Origin of the sequence: Paenibacillus sp. TC-CSREp1 (genome assembly GCF_050171015.1) — a bacterium.
Classification (GTDB): Bacteria; Bacillota; Bacilli; order Paenibacillales; family Paenibacillaceae; genus Paenibacillus; species Paenibacillus silvae.
The window spans coordinates 278,736-298,839 of record NZ_JBNOKM010000005.1 but is presented as its reverse complement, the minus strand read 5'-3'; the positions used below and the strand labels follow the sequence as shown (position 1 = coordinate 298,839).

Below are 20,104 nucleotides of genomic sequence, written 5' to 3'. Positions count from 1 at the left end.
ACAGAGCACTACGAACATGGGCTCTCAATTGCTCACCTTCCTCCCCTGTTCATTCATATACTAGCTATAAATGATGAACGGAGGATGACTTATGAGCTGGCATCATCTTCGTACAGGCAAAACCCTTCAACAGCGCTTGGCCCAATTCCAGGGGCATGTCGCTGAACTGAACACCCCGCGATCCGGTCTGGAGCCTGGACGCATTCGGCAGGTATTCCCGCGTAATTTTATCAAAGTAAATCATCAGTTATTTATTCCGCTGAGCCTGAATTCCATTCGTGTATTCGATATACCACGCACACGGAGAGGTGTAAGAGTAGGGATTCGTACGACCTTCCCTTCCCGCAATGCGTTCCGAAATATGAAACTGGTTGGTGTAGGGATTGACTATATCGAACTGCAGGGCAAGGGCAGATTTCCGTCCCGCATTCTGTTTCCACTCTCCAGTGTGGAGTCAATCTATCGTCCCCACCGACAAAGCTATAAGCTGAAACGTACTTGTATCCGGCGACGTTAGAGCAGGTATCCTTTTCCAAGCTCAATTGAAACGGCTCCAGCAAAAAGCGGTGAGAACCGGTTCATTCCAGTTCCCACCGCGTGGCATGTCACCTGCAAACCACCTAACTTCCGTCAGTTACTTCCCAACACACCCTTATCTCCACTCAGTTGCCTGCCCACACATCCTTGGCATAACGGCACTGCTCCTCCAGCTGCTCAAACCAGACCTGCGCCTCTTCGGAAGTTTTGCCTCGAACATCGGCATAAGCTTGTTTCAGTGTTGCTTCTACATCAGGAGCCATATGGCTGCCATCTCCACAAATATAGAGGTGTGCACCGCTCTCCAGCAAAGGGATCAGCAGTTGAGCATCCTGCTTCATTCGATGCTGTACATAACACTTCTCTTGCCCGTCAATGCGGGAGAATGCCGTATGAAGCTGGACAAGTCCCTCTTGCTCTGCAGCTTCGAGCTCGTTTTTGTACAGATAATCATGTTCGGGATTGCGGCAGCCAAAGTAGAGATGAGCCTCGCCAATCTTCTGCCCCTGCTGCTTCATTACATATCGGGCCTGCAGGAAACCACGGAATGGCGCCACACCGGTTCCAGGGCCTACCATAATGATCGGTACCTCTGAGCGCTCTGGCAGCTGGAAGCCGGATTCAGGGGTGCGGACAAACATCACAACCTCATCACCAGCCTTCAAACCCGCCAGATAATTGGATGCTACGCCTTTATAAATGCCTTTCCCATTCCATGCAGGTGCCTGCACAACACTTACCGTGATACTCGCCTGCGTCGACTGTACCCGCGGTGAACTGGAGATGGAATAATATCTGGCCTTTAATGAAGGCAGCAATTCAAGGAAACGTTCAAACGGCAATTCACAGGCTTCATACTTTTCCAAAAAATCAAGCATGGATATACGTTTGTTACGTACTTCCTCCATATACAACGATTCATCCAGCAGCGCTTCAAGCTCCTTCTTGTGCGGAGGACAAACGGTGTAGGCGGCAAGCTCTCGCAGCTGTGCACGCGTTGCAGCTTCCTGCAGTTCCACGCTATGACTGAGCAGATCGTACAGATTCACTGGCTGCTGTATCGGAAGATGAGCTGCACTTCGGCCTGATGCATCCAGCACCAGATGTTCCGCGCCCGTAAATCCGTAGCGGCGAAGCACTCGTTCCACAAGCTCAGGTGAATTTTTCGGCAGTATGCCCAGATGATCCCCTTCCTTGTATGTGATGCCCTCTGGCAGCTGAATCTCAAGATGTCTTGTACTGCGTTCACTGCCCTCGTCATGAAGCTCTCTGTTCTCCACGATGGAAGCTGTATGAGCATTATACGTATCCACCAGTGGCGTAACAGCCATCCCGGTAACAAATTGCACGGACAGGGAGCTGCGTTCATTATTGGACCGGGTATTCAGCTTCAGCTCCAGCGTACGCGCAAGGTCTGGCCATAATTGTTCTGTCCAATCCTCCACCTGTTTCTCAAAATCACCACTGGCATCCGATTCACCAAGGGAGGAAAGCCGCTTCGCCCCGCGTGAGGACAGCTGCTCATCAATCAGACGTGGAATGCGCTGATACGTGCTGGCCCAGTTATGGTCACCACACCCCAGCACTGTATACTTCACACCCTTAAAGGCGTCGCCATCTGCCTGTTCGATCCATTCTACGAACTTTTTCGCATTGCTTGGCGGCTGACCATTATACGATGCACTGACAATAACGACAGCCCCTTCTTTTGGAAGTGTGCCTACCCGTTCATCCAGAGCAGCCACTTCGCTGCGGAAGCCCTGATACGTGGCAGTATCAGCGATCTCACGAGCAATGCCTTCCGCCGTACCCAGATTGGAACCGTACAATACAAGCAAGGGTGTATCGTGTGAGTCCACAGCCTGCATTTCACTCTTTTTGGCTGCTGAAGTCGATTCTTGCACCGCACCACCACCACCACCACCAGGCACAGCCATCACTGGCTGCCCTCCACGAGCGCGCACACGAATGATGAAATGATCCGGTTTAAGCGTCAAAGATTCCTTGACATCGAGCTGATAATTCATGTGGTCAATGAAATCAAAATGCTTCAGTACCATGCCCAGCACAAGCGCTGCTTCCTGAAGGGCAAACTGCTGTCCGATACATGCACGCTGTCCGTTGCCAAACGGCTTGTAGGCGTTATGCGGTACTTTGCTCGGGTCTTCGAAGCGCTCAGGCCGGAATTCCTCCACATCGTCCCCCCAGGCTTCCTTGTCCCGGTGCAATCTGGGGATCAACACGTTAACGCTGTCGCCCTTCTGCAGCGGATATTGACCTCCGAGCACTGTATCTTCCTTCGCATACAGAGAAAATGCCGGGGCTGTTGGCCACAGACGCAGCGCTTCATTCAGTACCATGCGTACATACTTTAACTGCCGAACCTGATTATAGGTAGGAACCGGATCTTTCAGAATCCGATCCGCTTCGGCCTGAGTCTTTGCCAGCTTATCGGGATTTTTCATCAAATAATATACCGCAAAGGATAACAAACCGCTTGTCGTCTCATGTCCTGCAATCAGGAACGTAATGATCTGATAACGGATGTTCTCATCATCCAGCGTTTCCCCGGTTTCCGGGTCTTTACCACTGAGCATGTGGGATAGCAGATCGTCTGCATCTTCCTGCGGATGCGCCTTGCGCTCTGCAATGATGTGATCCACCAGTTCGAACATAGAGCGAATGTCCTGTTCAAATTGCTTCTTTTTGGCGAACATCAGCTTATCCTGCAAAGGCAAACGCTGCAGCGAGCTCATCGATTCATCAAGCGCACGGACCATGCTTCCAATAAAGGGATGCGGCTCTTCCCGATAAAAACTGTTAAAACGATAATTGAATCCGCACAAACCGATCGTATCCAGCGTAAGCCGAGTCATGTCCTCAGGCACATTGACCGTTTCATCCGGATTCAGTCTTGCCCACTTCTGGACAAGCTGCACGGCAAGGTCCACCATTTTCGTATGATAACCCTGCATTGCCCGCTGGCTAAAGCTGGGGAGCAGCACATTATGCGCTTTTTTCCAGTTAGGTTCATCTGTACGGCTCGTGAACAGCCCATCTCCTGCAAAAGCACGTACCTTGGCAAGCGGTGCCCATACTCTTTTATCAAATCTGGTTTCATCGGAAACTTCGGCTACATACTTCTCGCTTGAAATGTACAGCTCACTCCGCGCGGCATACTCCATTCGAAAAATAGGACCGTATTCTTCTGCTAATTTGACCAGAGATTGCGTTGGCTTATCCAGATCCAGATGGGGCAGATTACCCAGTGGACCGTACTTTTTGGGCTGAGGCACAGAAACGGATGGCATAACTCTCACTCCTTCTTTTTTTCAAAAAATGTAAATGATGAGTGCTGCGACATAGCAACCTTGCTTGCATTTCCCCTTCGGCTTATAGCATGGTGACTCCCATTTCACTTGATTCATGATCAATCTTATTTCTAAAATATTACAGACAGTACCGATTGACCAAATTCGTAATCCAGTCATTTTCGAGTAAAAAAAATGGGCGTTTCTCTTTATGTATCTTTACAATAGCATCTACTGTTCCAATCTTCAACTCCACCAAAGTCGTAGGTCCTGAGGCTTGTTTTGATATATGTAAAAAAATGCAAAAACTGTCCCGGGTGATAAAACGCCATCGGGACAGTCATGCAATTCAACATTTACATGCTGCTCAGCCCTGCTATCCTACAATTAGACCGTATACAATTCCGGGGCCGTGAACTCCGATGGTCAGATCATTTTCGATATCGGAAGAACGGCTGGGACCTGATATAAAGTGAATGCCCGCAGGCAGCTGCTCTCTTCCCGCCTCGTCAAAGCGATCTAGTGTCTCGCCCAATCTGGTGTGCAGCCTCTCGACCGGAATGATCAGAATCAGCACCGTTGGCAGCAAGCTGACGGAGCGGCCTTTCTCCGGGGAAGAAAGCACGGTAACCGAGCCTGTATAGGCTGTGGCATAATCAGCCATCACTACACCAATATCCGCTTCTGCCGCCCGTGCTCTCCAGTTCACATCAGGCTCACTGTTCCAGACAGAGACCTGTACATGCGAAAGCTTTTCCTCCAGTCCCAGAGCGGTCAGTGCCTGCTCATTCTGACGAATCAGATATCTGGCACTTAATTCATGTGCTTTGTTGGTGATAAATTGTGCAACCTCGTCCATGCTCTGAACCCTCGCAATATAAGCACCCACACTGACAAAGTTATCTGTAAACGCCTGAATTCGCTTCTCTACATCCCACTCCAGCTCGTTCCAGAAGTCCGGGGCTCCTCGAAAGGCATGAGTTGGTGCGCTGCGCTGTCTGGGTCTTCTCAGCTTAGCGGCGATGTCGTCCATGAACTGCTCCTGCCTGCGCCTTGATTTTACCTCCATGGCTTCCAGCCATTGCCGATGCTCACTTTCCATGCTTCCCGCCCCCTTCCCCGCGCTCGCGGATGATCTGCTGCATTCGCTCATGTACAGCGGAATCCATAACCGTAGGCTGCTGACTCAGTTCCTGCTCCAGCTTGCTCCACTGCTGCCGGAAGGACTTTTTCGCCAGACTTGGAGCCACTCTGTAGGTGTTCCAGCCTTTCAGCGGCCCAAGCTTTAACGTAATGCCCCCGTTCAGCACCACAGCCTTCTGTCCCAGCTGTCCCAGCCGGATCGCAGCAGCGAAACGTTTGGAGTTCGCCGCTACAGCAGCGAAGCCCTTCATGCCCATCGTTTCCAGCTTGTTTCCATGGCCGTCCTCCACCTTGCGCCTGCGCAAATAGACGAGCATGTCATGCAGTGGAATTTTGACAGGGCACGCTTCATAACAGGCCCCGCACAGACTGGATGCACTCGCGATATCATTCCATTCATCAATGTTGCCGTTTAATGCCGGGGTCAGCACTGCCCCAATAGGTCCGCTGTAGGTCCCGCCGTAAGCATGGCCGCCAATATGGCGATACACTGGACAGGCATTAAGACAGGCTCCGCAGCGTATACAATTCAGCAGCTCCTGGAACTCGGGATCACCAAGCTGCAGCGAACGGCCGTTGTCCACGATAATGATGTGCATCTCGTCAGGTCCGTCTCCATCTGCCGTGCGGCGAGGACCTGTAATGCCCGACATGTACATCGTAAGCTTTTGTCCGGTAGCCGAACGTGGCAGCAAAGTGGCCATCACCTCCAGGTCTGCCCAGGACGGGATGATGCGCTCCATGCCCATAAGTGTAATCTGTGTCCGAGGAACGGTAGAAACCATACGGGCATTGCCTTCATTTTCAAATAAAACCATCGAACCCGTCTCTGCTATAGCAAAATTGCAGCCCGTCAAGCCGATGTCGGCCTCCAGAAATTTCTCGCGCAGCTTCTTGCGAACAAACCCGGCAAGCACGGTTGTATCCGGCTCCAGCACTTCACCGGCTTCTTTGGACAATAGCTCTGCGATCTGATACCGGTTTTTGTGAATGGCTGGAATAACGATATGAGACGGGGCTTCACCCGCAAGCTGAATGATATATTCGCCAAGATCAGTTTCGATCGCTTCAATGCCAGCCTCCTCCAGCACATGGTTAAGATGCACTTCCTCGGAAACCATGGATTTGGATTTGACCACGCTTGAAGCCTGCTTGTGCTCGGCAATATCCAGCGCAATGGCCGCCGCTTCTGCAGAAGTGTCTGCAAAATGAATATGCACACCGTTCGCACGTGCGTTGTTCACAAATTCATTCAAATAATAATCGAGATGTGCGATCGTATGCAGCCGAATCTGACGTCCTCGCTCCCGCCACTCTTCCCAGTTGCCATGCTCTTCCGAAGCGGCCTTCTTGCCGTTACGCAAACGTTCTGTTGTAAACTTCACAGCTTTGCGAAGAAAATCATCATTCAGCGCCAATTCCGCTCGGGATTTGACCGTTTCAGCCATAACACCAGGTACACTCATCTTGTCTGCACCCCTTCATATAACAGCTCAGCCAGATGCATCACGCGCACAGGCTCATTTCTATGCCTGAGATTGCCCGCAATATTCATCAGACAGGCCATATCCAGTCCGACGAGCACCTCCGCTTGTGTTTCTTTGACATGATCCACCTTCTCGGTCACCATCGCCCCAGAGATATCAGACATTTTGATAGCAAACGTACCTCCGAATCCGCAGCAATCTTCAGCGTGAGGCAGTGGAACCAATTCCAGTCCCTTGACATTGGCAAGCAAGGCGAGCGGCTCATCCTTCACGCCGAGCAGACGACTGCCATGACAGGAAGGATGGTATGTCACTTTATGGGGAAAGGAAGCACCGATATCGGTAATGCCCAGCACCTGCACAAGAAACTGCGTAAATTCATACGCCTTGGCCTGAAGCCGTTTCGCTTTTTCCAGCCAGATCGGCTCCTCTGCAAACAACTCGGGATAATGGTGAATCATATAGGTGCATGAGCCTGACGGACAGACAACAAAATCACTGTCATCAAACGCTTCAAGTATGGTCTTGGCCGCTGTTCTTGTCTCGTCCCAGTATCCACTGTTATATGAGGGCTGCCCGCAGCAGGTCTGCACCTGCGGAAATTCCAGGCGAACACCGTAGGCCGCCAGCAAACGGACCATCGCCTCTCCCACTCGGGGATAGATGGCATCGCTGAGACAGGTTATAAACAAGGAAACCTTCATCATCTCCTGCTCCGAAACATTTATCATCCCACGCTCCACAACCTTCATCATCCCACCTCCAACTTAACCAATATATTGTTCATGCCGCTTATACTGAAAAGCAGCCGCTCATTGCTTTATTGACATCAACGAATGTCGGAATCAAGCCAGCCGCATCCTGTTTCCGTTACACCGTATGGACCTCCAGATGATAGGCACTATACAAGGACTTCTGCTCTTCACTCAAAGGCTGATCCGTAATGATGGTGTGCACCGCCTCCAGTCCCGTCACACGTGCGAAAGCCCGAATACCAAACTTGCTTGCATCCGCCAGCAGAATCACCTGATCCGCGATTCCCACCATCTTCTGTTTCAATCTGGCCTGGAGTTCACTTGATTCACTGATGACGCCGCTCTCAACATGAACCCCCTTGCAGGACAAGAACAGTTTGTCAACATGGTAGGTTTCCAGTGAACGCTCTGCCAGCGGGCCAACAAAGGATAAAGAGCGAGCCGCCAGCTGTCCTCCAGTGGAGATGACCTCGATGTTGTCCCGGCTGCTTAGCTCCGTAGCGACTTGAATGGAATTGGTCAGCACCGTCAGCGATATATCCGGCATATTGGCTGCCATGTACCCTGCCGTCGTGCTGGCATCCAGCAAAATACGATCTCCCGCTGCAATGAAGGCCAAGGCTGCATCAGCAATCCGTTTTTTCTCCAGCGCATGTGTCGTTTCCCGAATTCGATAAGGAATCTCCGGCTGATCCTCCTTCACACTGACGGCCCCGCCGTGTGACCTGCGCAGTCGCCCGGCCTGCTCCAGCCGGTCCAGATCTCTGCGAATGGTTTCTTCCGTTACACGGCAGCGCTCGCTAAGCTCTGATACACGCATGCTGCCCTTGATATTCACAAGTTCCACAATTCGATCATATCGCTCTGCTGCCAGCATCCCTACACCTCATTCCCGCCGTCTGAACCCGGCGATACAGGGGATGCGGCAGCCGTGATTCGCATAAATCGCTCATAAGCTTCCGCCCATACCGATCTGTCCTGTGGCTCATATTCCGCTACCGGAAATGAATCGCGAATGACGCGGCGTGCTTCCCATATATCCTTGAATGCCCCACTCGCCATCCATTGCACGGCCATATTGCCGATGGCACTCCCCTCCGCTGGCCCGGCCCATACCGGCTTGCCGATCGAGTTTGCCGTCCACTGGCACAACAGCTGGTTCTGGATGCCTCCACCCACCATGTGTAAACCATTGAAAGACTGACCTGACAGCTGTTCTGTCCATGCCAGGACTCTGCGGTATTTGAGCGCAAGACTCTCCAGTATGGCACGAGCTATACTACCTTGATCCTCGGGTACCACCTGCCCAGTGCTGCGGCAATACTGACGAATGCGCTCCGTCATATCTCCTGCAGGCAGAAACAGATCATCATCCGGGTCAAACAAGCTTGCAAACGGAGGCGCGGCCTCTGCCTTCGCCAGCAAAGCTGCATAACTGATGCCTTTTCCTTCGCGCTCCCACTGACGCATGCTTTCCTGCAAAATCCAGAGCCCCATAATATTTTTGAGCAGGCGATACGTGCCTCCCGCCCCACCTTCATTCGTAAAGTTCAGCGCAAGACTCTCGGCACTTATCGCAGGCTGATCCAGTTCGGTGCCCATCAGTGACCATGTTCCGCAGCTAAGGTAAGCAAACGCACGTTCCGTCGCCGGAACCGCCACGACAGCCGAGCCGGTATCATGCTCTGCTACCGCAATGACAGGAATAGATGCAAGACCAAGTTCATGGCGTATGCTGCTGCGCAGCTGTCCAACCGAAGTACCCGGCATTACAACTTCGCCGAAGCATTGCCTGGAGACACCGATATGATCAAGCAATTCTCCATCCCACTCGGCAAGCACCGGATTGTAGAGCTGGGTGGTGGTAGCATTGGTGAACTCATTCACCGCTTCTCCAGTGATGAAATAACGCAGCAGATCAGGAATCATCAGAAAACGCTCAGCTTCACGCAGCAGTGGAGAAGCATTGCGCTTCAGCACCGCCAGCTGATATAAGGTGTTAAAGGGAAGAAACTGTATGCCTGTACGTTCAAAAATACGTTTTGCCGATAATTCTTGACAGATCTGATCCATCATGCCATTAAACTGTGTATCACGATAATGATAGGGGTTGCCAAGCAGTTCGCCGTTGCTGCCCAGCAAACCAAAATCCACACCCCATGAGTCGATTCCCAGACTCTCAGGCATTTCACCGTGCTGTTTTACAATCGTCAATCCCTGAAGCACTTCATGGTGCAGCCGCAAAATATCCCAATGCATACGCTCGCCAACCTTCACCGGTTCATTTTTGAAACGATGAATTTCGCGGGTTTCCATGCCTCGATCGTTCAGATGCCCGAGTATGGCTCTGCCGCTGCCTGCACCTAAATCATAAGCAAGTACACTCACTGCTTTTCCCACCTTTTCGGCACGTTATAGTTTCAAGCATCAACGCCCGTAACTCTTTACTTCCACCTTAAAACATTGTTTGTTTATGTTTGTTTAATACTGTTTAGTTTTATTTTTTGAGTATATCATCTTTGTAAGCGTTTGAATACCCATGAATTCGCTTTTTTGCTCCCACAACAAAACGGCCCGCTCCCTGTTCGGGAGGAGCCGCTGCATGCTTCTACATATAAAATTGCCCACTTCTGGTTTCGGTTTGCCCGGACTGCGGCTGGATATCCCGTTCAAAATGTTTGAAGCGGGTGCCCTGATACGTCAGCATGCCACGATCCTGCTCCACAAGCATACCGTACATCTGCCCGCCAACATTCAGCTCCACCCGTTCCCCGTTATCAAACTCAAAGGTTGCATAATACATCGTTGTGGCGCTGCTGTCTCCGCTTCCCCCACTAACCTCGGTTCGTTTGGTCACCACTCTGGAATGCAGCGTCAGCACCGCAGCCGCATTGTTGGAGGACCAGGTTCGCACACTGGAAAAAATAGCATAAACAATGCCGCCCGCCACCACCAGAAACACAATGGCGATAACAATTTGAACAAATGCACCCATGGCTCCAAATTCATTAAAGCCCGAAAAAAAACCGCTCTGATTGCCCTCAAATCCCGGTACACCACTCATATCATCAAAACCTCCGAAGCCATCTACACTCAATCGGCCCAAGGATGAGAATATGCCCGTTACCGCCATAACACATCGTTCCTTTCTACCTGCAAAATTACAGGTCACCATTCCCCGCTCAGAGAACGGTGCATGCAGACAACCCACTCTGCCTTGTCCTTATACTATATGAGCCGGATTAAGAATACAGACGTTCAAGTTCGTCAACAAGTGTGCCAACATAGGCAACAGCTGTGCGAATCGGCTCAGGCTGTGACATGTTCACCCCTGCCAGCTTCATCAGCTCCAGCGGCTCCAGACTGCCGCCAGCTTTCAGCGCTTCAAGCCAGCGCTCTACCGCCGGCTGACCTTCTTCCCTGATCTTCTGGGCAGCTGCTGTTGACGCGGTTAAACCGGCTGCATACGTATACGGATACAGGCCCATATAATAATGCGGCTGTCTCATCCAGGTTAGCTTGGCGCCTTCGTCAACAATGAGTTCAGGACCCCAGAACTCCGAGAGGACTGCACCTTTCAGCTCACTTAACGTCTTCGCCGTGATCGATGTATCCTCGGATGCAAGTGCGTACACCCTGCGTTGCAGTTCACCTTCGAGCAGATGGGTAACGAAATTGTGATAATACGTATTGAGCAATTGTAAAATAACCCAGCGCCGCATTCTCGGGTTGTCAGAACGCTTGAGCAAGTGATCTGCCAGCAGCATCTCGTTCATTGTTGATGGCGCTTCTATAAAATAGAGAGAAGGACGTGTATTTATCAGTCGTTGATACTTGCCAGCCAGCATGAAATGACCTGCATGCCCCACCTCATGGGCCAGCGTAAACGCCCCGCGCATGTTATTCGCCCACGAGATCAAAATGTAAGAGTGTGCACCATAAATAGAGGAACAGAATGCTCCCGTAGATTTGCCTGCATTGTCCGCGTAATCCACCCAACGTTCACTAAAAGCTCGTTCAACAATCTCTCCATATTCTGGACCGAGCACTTCCAGAGCTTCACGAATCAGGGTGCAGGCCTCATCATATGTAATTGCTGGACTGAATTCCGGATCAAGCGGAGCCTTGAGATCACAGAACATCAGCTTGTCGAGTCCAAGCTCACGCTTTTTCAGCGCAGCCAGTCTGCGCATATGCGGAGCAAGCTCCTTTTGAATAATATCAAGCACGTTATTGTACATCTCCCTGCTCACTTGCTGCGGAGCAAGCAGCATATCGGTTACGTCGTCATATCCGCGCAGACGGGATAACACCAGTTGTTTCTTCACTTCGGCGGCGTATCCTTCGGCAAACGTGTTTTTATAGCTATTCAATGATGCACTGAATGCAGCATAAGCCGAGCGGCGCAGCTCTGTATCTGCTGACATCTCATAATTATTTTCGTATAAAGACCAGGATAGCGGACGGGACTCATGCTCACCATCTAGCGCTTCCTCAAACGTCATATCTGCCAGCTTACCGCGCTGATAGATTCGATATGGTGAATCCAGCACCTCACTGAGTGAAGCAAGCACTTTCTCGGTTTCCGGCGAAAGGCGATGTGCTTTTTCCGCAATCAACCGCTCCAGGCTGCGCTTGTACGGCGCCAGAGCCGGCAGCTCCTCTACATACCGCTCGATCGTACCGTCCGGCAGCGAGACGATCTCGGAAGAGATAAAGGACAGACTTGAAGACAGACTGGACACAATATCTCCTGCTTTGGCAGCATTCACAATGTTTGCCGGGTTGATGCTGTCCTCTGATTGCTTCAGACGGGCATAGGCAGCAGCCTTGCCAATCCGCTCCTGCAGAACTTCACGAGCTTCCAGACAAGCGAGCAGTTGCTGTGCACCTTGACCCAATGAACCCTGGAATGTCTCGATATGAGCAGCAGCCTCAGGCAGGGACATGAGCTCCTGCTCCCATTCCGCATCTGTTGCAAACAAGTCTCGCAGATCCCAGGTAGCTTCCTCCATAACCTCGGCACGTGTACGTATTTTCACCATTTTCACTGTCTCCTTCCCTATATTCATCATCAGCTTGCTCCTTCGTTCTTCATCCTTCATCGTTTTTCTTCTTGAAATCTATAACATAATCCTCCTCAACATGCTTTCATACTCTTTCTACATTCCTTACATACTTCTTCTTCAACAATCCATCATACTTTTTCTCAACATTCCACCATACTTCTTCACATCATACTTAAAATCATAAGCTTCTTCTTTCAAACTTTTCCAATATCTCTCATCGTATCATACTCTGCTTATCTATACATGACATGAACTGAGAATGAGTCTTTTGGTTTACAAGTACAAATCAATCCCGGCTATAAGAGTTGAACTAAAGTGTTTACACAATCTACTCTGAAATCTTATACTATCCACTCTGAGGTTTTTACGGCATCACTCCGATGATAGAACAACCTGGAGAGTAGCTGTTATCCCCGGTATTTTTCAATTCTTTTTCCACAGGGGAAGATCCGGTGATAAGCGCATGCTATGCTTTAAATGTAGCTTTCTTACAGAAACCTTTCAGGTGTCCGCTCAGTTTTTTAGTTTTTTTGTCCTCTCCTCCTCTCCGTTACGTGAAAATGAATCGTTCATCTTATATAAAAGGTGAGCTGGGTTGTTTATAGAAGGTCGAGCCGGGTTCTTTTATAGAAGATCGTGCTGGATTAGTTGGCTTGCTTCCGCTGCGTTCAATCGAACTAACTGACAGCATTTCATGTTCGTTGGTTGTCGGCCAGTTTGGCAAAAAGCATGTAGGCTTGGCCGCACGGCTGAGCATCAGAGCAGCCAAGTGGATTGAGCCATCTCAAGCACGCCGATATCAGGTGGTGTGATTCGCTCAGGCCGCTAACGATCCCCAGAAGCCTTATTCCGTGCAAATTGGGTCGTTTGAAAATGTAACGATTCGTAGGAACGCTATTTCGCTGGAAACCGTGCAAAAGTGGCGGGAATGGCGTCATTTTGGCAAAATAGCGTCTCGTGAAATCGTTAGAATTTCAGGAGGGTCTAAATCGTGTAAATAACGTTTCCTGGAATCGTTAGCGAGGTCAGCAACGTATGGCAATAACGTGCAGCAATTTATGGACGAGATTATGAAAGGACCTTTGACGATTATGGACCAACTCTGTGTCAGGTTCTGATCCAGTGTTTCTTTTCAATAAATTCGGCTAAAAGATAAAAAAACGCCAAGCGCTGGACGTGTCCAGTTCCCTGACGTTTGGTTAATTCTTGTCGTGACATTTAATTAAAGCTTTTAATGACGCCGGGTTAAGCCCCTTCATCACACGGAGCTAAATCCTCTCATTACACGGAGTTAAGTCCCTTCATTACACAGAGTTAAATCCCTTTATGACATTGGGTTGAACCCCTTCCTTAAAGGTCTTTCCAGATAACATTCTCTCCATAGTTTTTGCCCCAGTTATACATGGCGTGCAGTACGGGCATCAGACTCTCCCCATGATCCGTCAGGGAATATTCCACTCGCGGCGGAACCTCGGCATACACCTTGCGCTCCACCAGCTTGTCCTCCTCCAGCTCACGCAACTGATTGGTCAGCATCTTCTGTGTAATATGGGGAATCAGACGTTTCAGCTCACTGAATCGCTTCGTGCCTTCAAGACCCAGATGCCACAAAATAATGAGCTTCCACTTGCCGCCAATCACCGCCAGCGTCAGTTCCTTCTCACAGTTGATTTCTTTCAGATTAATACGTTCCTTGACCTCAGATGCCATCATCCAAGCCCCCTTTATTCTCTTAAACGGATACCTCTATAGTAATTCTGAAATAATTCAGATTTAAACCTTGCTGAATTCCAAGCCTGCTTTCCGCACGCCCGCTGTACAGCATCTTTATTACTTCATCTTTATTACTCCATGTCTAATCATTTATTGTACTATAGCAGCTTCGTAATGAAAAGCGAGGCCCCCCCTTCTCACCAGAAAAGGCCGCAACCTTTGCATCAGCAAAGATCACGACCTGCTTCTTATTTTTATAGCCTCATCTCAGTCAGGGGTTTCTTTCCAAAAGCTATTCCAGATTGGCATGTTTGCTGAACATGTCCGCACCTGTCATGCCTTTCATCTCCATGATGGTGAGAATCAGGGCATCCATACCGATCAGCAGACTTTGTTCAAACAAAGAGCCCATCGGCTGCATCGTCACATCTCCTCCGGCTGCTGCTGTATCCTCTTTAGCCGAAGCTGGAACAACAACAACCGTCTGCGCCAGCCGGGCAATTGTAGACTCGGGCTTAATTGTGATTAAACCTACGGATGCACCCGCTCCACTCGCTTTCTGGGCCATAGCGGCCAGACTGCCCGTCTCCCCGGAACCGGAGCATAACAGCAGGAAATCCGCTGAACTGATGCCTGGCGTCACCGTCTCACCCACCACATACACCTCAAGTCCCATCTGCATCAATCGCATCGCAAATGCCTTGCCCATCAGACCCGAACGGCCTGCACCGGCTACAAAAATCCGCTTCGCCGCCAGCAGCTGCTCCGCCAACGTCTGCATTTCCGTATCATCAAGCTGACTTAACGTGCGTCCCAATTCCTTGAGGATCACTTCGGCGTATTGTCTGCTGCTCATGAGCTTACCCTTGTTTTACAAGACGCTGCATTTCAGAGGCCACTGCTGCCTTATCCGCTTGTCCAGTAATACCACCGCCAACAATAACAAGATCAGGCTGTGCTTTGATTACTTCCGGCAATGTGTCCAGCTTGATACCGCCAGCAACTGCGGTTTTTGCGTTTTTAACCGCACCTTTGATCGTTTGCAGGTCTTCGAACGGGCTTTGTCCAACCGCTTGCAGGTCATATCCCGTATGAACGCAGATGTAGTCTACGCCCAGAGCGTCAACTTCACGTGCACGTTGTTCCAGGTTAGGAACGTTGATCATGTCAACGAGAACTTCCTTGTTTTGTTTCTTCGCTTCCTCTACTGCACCTTTAATCGTCATGTCGTTGCTTGCGCCAAGAACCGTGATGAGGTCTGCACCCGCCTCCGCTGCCTTCATAATCTCATAACCACCAGCGTCCATAATTTTCAGGTCCGCCAGCACCTGCAGATTAGGATAGGCCTCTTTCATCGCCTTAACAGCGTGCAGCCCTTCGTTAATAATAATCGGTGTGCCGATCTCGACGATATCAATATAGGATTCAACCTCTTTAACCAGTGCGATTCCATCAGGGATGTTAACCAAATCAAGTGCGAGCTGCAATTTCATTATTTTTGTTCTCCTTTGTTGTTCAAGTATAACTAAATTGTAGAGCCTAGCGGTCCTTTCAGGAAGTACGCACTTTGAAGTGATGTAGTTACGTGCACGAAACTAATGAAATTAACACCTTGTTATATGAACTAAAATGAAATTCATATGATTCTTTAGGATTAAACCAAGCGCTTCATCGAAACTACATCCGACCTACTTATGAATCTTTTATGTCTCTTACGATGACTTGCAAATCACATATGAACAATATCCAGTAATCTTCTTGTTGATCACCTCAAGTCGGATAACCTTTAGAAAAAAGAAAACCCCGCCTATGTTCAAGCGGGGTTCACATTGCATCTCTATACCTGTACAAGCCTAATGTATAGAGATTCATTTTATTGAATTTAAACCTGTTTCAAATTACAGATAAACAGGTTTTACACATACCGGCTTGGATACACCTGTGCTGTGACCAGTGTACTTCAGACGACCGCTCTCTTGATCCACGGTGAACGTAACCATGTTGTTCGTATCACGGTTGGCTGCGATCAGCATTTTACCGTTTGGTGTCAAAGCGAAATGACGCGGGTGCTGTCCTTCTGCGGAAACATGCTCCACCAGGCTCAGATGGCCTTTGTCTGCATCTACAGCGAACACCACGATGCTGTCATGTCCACGGTTGGAACCATACACAAAGCGACCATCATTGGAAACAGTGATCTCGGCTGTTGTGTTCTCGGCGCCATCATAACCGTCAGGCAGGGTGGAAATGTTAGAGATCTCTGTCAACGTGCCCGCCGCCGCATCATACTTGTAGGATGTGATAGACGAATCCACTTCATTGATCACATACGCAAACTGTCCGTTCGGGTGGAACGCCAAGTGACGTGGTCCCGCGCCTGGATGTGTCTTCGTTTCACTGTGCAGCACCAGCTCATTATTCGCTGCATTGATGGAATAGATCGCAATTTTATCTGCGCCCAAATCCTGTACCATCATATATTTGCCGTCCGGGCTGAAAAATGCGGAGTGCACATGCGGCTTGTCCTGACGTTCAGGATGTGCCCCATGGCCTTCATGTTTTTTCTCGTCCAGAAGCGCACCAACCTCGCCGTTGTCCGTCAGCGCCTGAAGACCTACCAGTCCGCCGTGATAGCTGGACAGGATCAAATATTTACCGGAAGGATCACGTTGGATATGGCAAGGCGGAGCAGAGATGGAATCGTTGCGATTCAGCAGAGTCAGCTTGCCTGTCGAAGGATCAACGCTCAGCGCCACCGCTTCTGACATTTTATTGCCTTCGGCAGATGCCGTTTCACCAATCGCATACAGCTTGTTCGCTTCTGCGTTCACGTTAACAAACGTCGGGTTCTTCACACCTGCAATGCCATCCAGCTTCGCCAGACTGCCTGTGTCCTCATTTAATTCATATGCGTAAATGCCCTCATTTTCCGCTTCGGCATAAGAGCCCACTAATACAAGCAAACGTTTTGATTCACTCATTACAGTTTCCTCCTCTATGTGTATGTAGTCTTGCTGCACCTCTTCTATAATAAATCTGTCATATCAAAATAGCAATCCGAGGCGCGGTGCTCCCTGCCCTCAGCCAACCATTTTCAGCGCCGAACAATGGTATTCTCGTACGGTTCAACAGTCAAGCATTCAACTGAAATGCAATTCCTGATATGATAAGATAGGTTTTTCATCCAGAAAGGACTGAACAGATTGTTTACCTCATTTGTAATGACGCTCTACCATGTATTTCTCCCCATATCCCTGCCTGTCATTGGCGGAATGCTGTTAAAACGTTTCAAAGCCTGGGATACGCGGCCGCTATCGACATTTTCACTCTATATTTTGAGTCCTGCGCTCATTTTCCATACCTTGCTGCATGCAGAGATCACATGGACGGATGTCACCAGCACCTTCTGGTTCTCGGTTCTGAATCTGATTGCCCTCTGGGCCCTTGCCGAGCTGCTGAGCCGGATTTTTGGTCTGGGTGCACCGGAAAAAGCAGGCCTTACCCTCGTCTCTACATTTACGAACTGTGTCAATTACGGGCTCCCGCTCGTGCTGCTTGCCTTCGGTCAGCTTGGACTGGACAAGGCTTCGGTATATGTCATTGGACAGATGATTATCGTAAATACCGTAGGTATCTTCTTCGCCGCAAGATCGGAATTCACCGTCAAAAAGGCTATCGGGTCCGTGTTCCGCATGCCTACCATATATGCAGCTGTGGTTGCTATCTTGCTGAGAACCTTCAGCATCAGCTTACCGGAGGCACTGGATGGCGGCGTGTCCATGGTTGCCACAGGTTATGCACCGATCGTGCTTGCCATTCTGGGCGCGCAGATGCTGCGTTCCAAAGGAGATCGCGAGCCTTGGCAGAACAACGTTCGCCGGGCGTTCTGGGCCGGACTCGTCGTGCGGCTGGCGGCAGCACCGCTCCTGTCCTGGCTTATTCTCAAAGCACTGCACGTCGAGGGAACCTTGTTCCCGGTGCTGCTTATTCTGGCGTCTATGCCAACGGCAGTGAACGCGGTTATTTTGGCTGAACAGTTCGGGGCATCCCCTCAGTTTGTCTCTCGCTGCATTCTGTGGACAACCGCTGCATCCATGCTCATCCTGCCCATTATGATTGTGATGTTTTCCTGATCAGCACAGGCGCTGTGGCGGCACCAGAGGCGTTCGCTGCTTGGCGGCGCTTCTCCACCCGGCGTTCGTGCCGCCGATGCAGCGCTCTGACATAGAAAAATTTAACGACAAAGTACGAAATGAAGCCCAGAATCAGACCAAACACACTCATACCCGTTAAAATATCCAGCCCGCCCAGCAGCAGTTCACTTACTGCTGACCAGTTTCCACGAAACAATTCCAGCCATGCACTCTCATGCACAGGACCCTGCCCCATACTGTGAGCCGGCAAAATCCATGAACCAATCTGCTTCGCAAGCGGCATCAGTACAATGGGCAGAAACGTCAGCTTACCCACGACATTGCCTACAATAGCCGCTGGCATGGAACCTCCAGACAAACGCACAATCGGATAAAACACAAGATAAATCAGGGATGCGGTCGAGATCACAATCAGTTCAAGACCGAAACCTATGGCAAATCCGGTAGATACCTTGTGAGCACCACCCGGAGCACGTAAAAGCTTGAGAAAATTCAGTTTCATCGCACGAGTCAAACGTGCCAGTCGATTAGATTTGCGCTTCCGGTTTTTCATCCTGAATTTCTCCTTATTTTGCACAAATGACGAATATTGTCGCCTATCCCCCATTATATCACACTGCGTCAGCACCAGTGGTTACAATCACAGGCCGCGTTTCCATCGCCACATTACCAGCCACAGCGCGGGATATCATACAGGAGGCTTCCGCTTTGTGCGCCAGACGCTCTGCCTTGCTCTGATCGGACTCGGATGCTTCCAGCGGCAGCACAATCCGCGGCCGATGAACAATTCGTTCATACGTAAATACGTTATCTGTTACATCCACCGTCGCCTCCGACTCCAGCGTCAGCTCATCGGGGGTAATGCCTGAACGCTCCAGCATTGCAGCCAAAGTAATCAGATAACAGGTTGACGCTGCACCCAGCAGCATTTCGTCTGGATTGGTTCCAGTACCTGGTCCTCCCATCTCCTGCGGGATGGAAATGACTGTTTTCAACCCCCCTGCATCAATCGTACCCTCACTGTTACGCCCGCCATTCCATACGGCTTTCAAGTGAAACGGATGTTTCATTCTAATCGGTCCCTTCTATATTTAGCTTCCGCATATTTGTTGTCATTTTTCAAAAGCATTCAGGCTACACACGTATACACGTAATATGAAGCTCGTTCAGTGCATCAACATGCTCTTTCAGCACGCCTTGATCCGTAATCACCTTATGCACACTTTCCATCGCCGCCACCCGGGTGAACGCCTGAATGTTAAACTTGCTCGAGTCTGCCAGCAGAATTACTTCATCTGCAATATGAATCATCTTCTGCTTCACCAGAGCCTGTAGTTCATTTGACTCGCTGATGCCTTTGCTCAGATGCACACCTTTGCAGGACAAAAACACTTTATCTACGTGATATGCATCCAACGAACGTTCGGCGAGCGGCCCGACAAAAGACAGCGATTTCGATGCAAGCTGCCCGCCTGTGGCAATGACACGAATCTGCTCCTTCGTGCTCAGCTCGGCCGCAACCTTGATCGAGTTGGTCAGTACGGTTAGCGGAATGTTCGGCAGTCCCGCAGCCATATACCATGCCGTTGTGCTGGCATCCAGTGCAATTCGGTCTCCGGGCTCCACCAGTTTCACCGCTTCCTCTGCGATCCGGCGTTTCTCATCAGCATGCGCAACTGCACGTTCTGGATATGGAATCTCGGACTGAAGCTCATCCTTGTACTTCACACTTACCGCCCCGCCATGTGAGCGCCTGAGCCTTCCCGCCTGCTCCAGCTTGTCCAGATCACGGCGAATCGTCTCTTCCGTTACGCCGCAGCGTTCACTAAGCTCGGTTACACGCATGCTTCCCTGCGCGTCTACCCATTCCACAATTTTCTCATATCGTTCTGCAACGAGCATATTTCTTCACTCCAAACCGTTAATGTTCCACTG

17 protein-coding genes are annotated in these 20,104 nt (G+C 50.1%); 2 read left to right on the top strand and 15 right to left on the bottom strand.

The window, feature by feature from the left end; translation table 11 throughout:
* Window positions 1-91: 91 nt before the first annotated feature.
* Window positions 92-517, top strand: a complete 426-nt coding sequence (locus tag ACQSGY_RS09875) for a hypothetical protein (RefSeq protein WP_427051738.1) — start codon at window positions 92-94, stop codon at window positions 515-517.
* Between the two features lie 145 nt (window positions 518-662).
* On the opposite strand, the gene ACQSGY_RS09870 is transcribed toward ACQSGY_RS09875, so the two are convergent.
* The 12 genes from ACQSGY_RS09870 to ACQSGY_RS09815 all read right to left on the bottom strand — a co-directional run bounded on the left by ACQSGY_RS09870 (window position 663) and on the right by ACQSGY_RS09815 (window position 16,996).
* Window positions 663-3,848, bottom strand: coding sequence for a bifunctional cytochrome P450/NADPH--P450 reductase (locus ACQSGY_RS09870; RefSeq protein ID WP_427051736.1), 3,186 nt, complete (start codon window positions 3,846-3,848; stop codon window positions 663-665).
* Between the two features lie 376 nt (window positions 3,849-4,224).
* Window positions 4,225-4,950, bottom strand: a complete 726-nt coding sequence (locus ACQSGY_RS09865; protein WP_427051735.1) for a LutC/YkgG family protein — start codon at window positions 4,948-4,950, stop codon at window positions 4,225-4,227.
* Entirely contained in the window at window positions 4,940-6,457 is a 1,518-nt protein-coding gene (locus tag ACQSGY_RS09860) for a LutB/LldF family L-lactate oxidation iron-sulfur protein (protein ID WP_427051734.1), read from the bottom strand. The genes ACQSGY_RS09865 and ACQSGY_RS09860 overlap by 11 nt, the downstream gene beginning before the upstream one ends.
* On the bottom strand, window positions 6,454-7,182 hold the full coding sequence (locus ACQSGY_RS09855) for a (Fe-S)-binding protein (protein ID WP_427051811.1): 729 nt from the start codon (window positions 7,180-7,182) through the stop codon (window positions 6,454-6,456). The genes ACQSGY_RS09860 and ACQSGY_RS09855 overlap by 4 nt, the downstream gene beginning before the upstream one ends.
* Before the next feature lie 166 nt (window positions 7,183-7,348).
* On the bottom strand, window positions 7,349-8,110 hold the full coding sequence (locus ACQSGY_RS09850; RefSeq protein WP_427051733.1) for a DeoR/GlpR family DNA-binding transcription regulator: 762 nt from the start codon (window positions 8,108-8,110) through the stop codon (window positions 7,349-7,351).
* A 2-nt stretch (window positions 8,111-8,112) separates the two neighbouring features.
* Window positions 8,113-9,621, bottom strand: coding sequence for a rhamnulokinase (locus ACQSGY_RS09845; RefSeq protein ID WP_427051732.1), 1,509 nt, complete (start codon window positions 9,619-9,621; stop codon window positions 8,113-8,115).
* A 220-nt stretch (window positions 9,622-9,841) separates the two neighbouring features.
* Window positions 9,842-10,408: a DUF2500 domain-containing protein gene (locus ACQSGY_RS09840; RefSeq protein ID WP_427051731.1), complete on the bottom strand. Its 567-nt coding sequence runs from the start codon at window positions 10,406-10,408 to the stop codon at window positions 9,842-9,844.
* A 67-nt stretch (window positions 10,409-10,475) separates the two neighbouring features.
* Window positions 10,476-12,278 (bottom strand): oligoendopeptidase F, encoded by a 1,803-nt coding sequence (gene pepF, locus ACQSGY_RS09835; protein WP_427051730.1) that lies wholly within the window; start codon window positions 12,276-12,278, stop codon window positions 10,476-10,478.
* A gap of 1,374 nt (window positions 12,279-13,652) precedes the next feature.
* Window positions 13,653-14,012: a winged helix-turn-helix transcriptional regulator gene (locus tag ACQSGY_RS09830; RefSeq protein WP_145403742.1), complete on the bottom strand. Its 360-nt coding sequence runs from the start codon at window positions 14,010-14,012 to the stop codon at window positions 13,653-13,655.
* Window positions 14,013-14,307: 295 nt separating this feature from the next.
* Window positions 14,308-14,871 carry a 6-phospho-3-hexuloisomerase gene (hxlB, locus tag ACQSGY_RS09825; RefSeq protein WP_427051729.1) on the bottom strand — a complete coding sequence of 188 codons (564 nt, stop codon included), beginning with the start codon at window positions 14,869-14,871 and terminating at the stop codon, window positions 14,308-14,310.
* A gap of 4 nt (window positions 14,872-14,875) precedes the next feature.
* Window positions 14,876-15,508 (bottom strand): 3-hexulose-6-phosphate synthase, encoded by a 633-nt coding sequence (gene hxlA, locus ACQSGY_RS09820; protein WP_111269405.1) that lies wholly within the window; start codon window positions 15,506-15,508, stop codon window positions 14,876-14,878.
* 405 nt (window positions 15,509-15,913) lie between these two features.
* Entirely contained in the window at window positions 15,914-16,996 is a 1,083-nt protein-coding gene (locus tag ACQSGY_RS09815; protein WP_289373545.1) for a lactonase family protein, read from the bottom strand.
* A 222-nt stretch (window positions 16,997-17,218) separates the two neighbouring features.
* On the opposite strand from ACQSGY_RS09815, the gene ACQSGY_RS09810 reads away from it, so the two are divergent.
* Entirely contained in the window at window positions 17,219-18,148 is a 930-nt protein-coding gene (locus ACQSGY_RS09810; protein ID WP_427051728.1) for an AEC family transporter, read from the top strand.
* Here the strand turns inward: ACQSGY_RS09810 and ACQSGY_RS09805 are convergent.
* The 3 genes from ACQSGY_RS09805 to ACQSGY_RS09795 all read right to left on the bottom strand — a co-directional run bounded on the left by ACQSGY_RS09805 (window position 18,126) and on the right by ACQSGY_RS09795 (window position 20,071).
* Window positions 18,126-18,722 carry a DUF2062 domain-containing protein gene (locus tag ACQSGY_RS09805; protein WP_427051727.1) on the bottom strand — a complete coding sequence of 199 codons (597 nt, stop codon included), beginning with the start codon at window positions 18,720-18,722 and terminating at the stop codon, window positions 18,126-18,128. The genes ACQSGY_RS09810 and ACQSGY_RS09805 overlap by 23 nt on opposite strands.
* A 58-nt stretch (window positions 18,723-18,780) precedes the next feature.
* The gene (locus ACQSGY_RS09800) at window positions 18,781-19,239 is read right to left on the bottom strand and encodes an OsmC family protein (protein ID WP_184186727.1); all 459 of its coding nucleotides are present in this window, start codon (window positions 19,237-19,239) and stop codon (window positions 18,781-18,783) included.
* A gap of 64 nt (window positions 19,240-19,303) precedes the next feature.
* A complete protein-coding gene (locus tag ACQSGY_RS09795; RefSeq protein WP_427051726.1) occupies window positions 19,304-20,071 on the bottom strand; it encodes a DeoR/GlpR family DNA-binding transcription regulator in 768 nt (255 codons plus the stop codon).
* Between the last annotated feature and the right edge of the window lie 33 nt (window positions 20,072-20,104).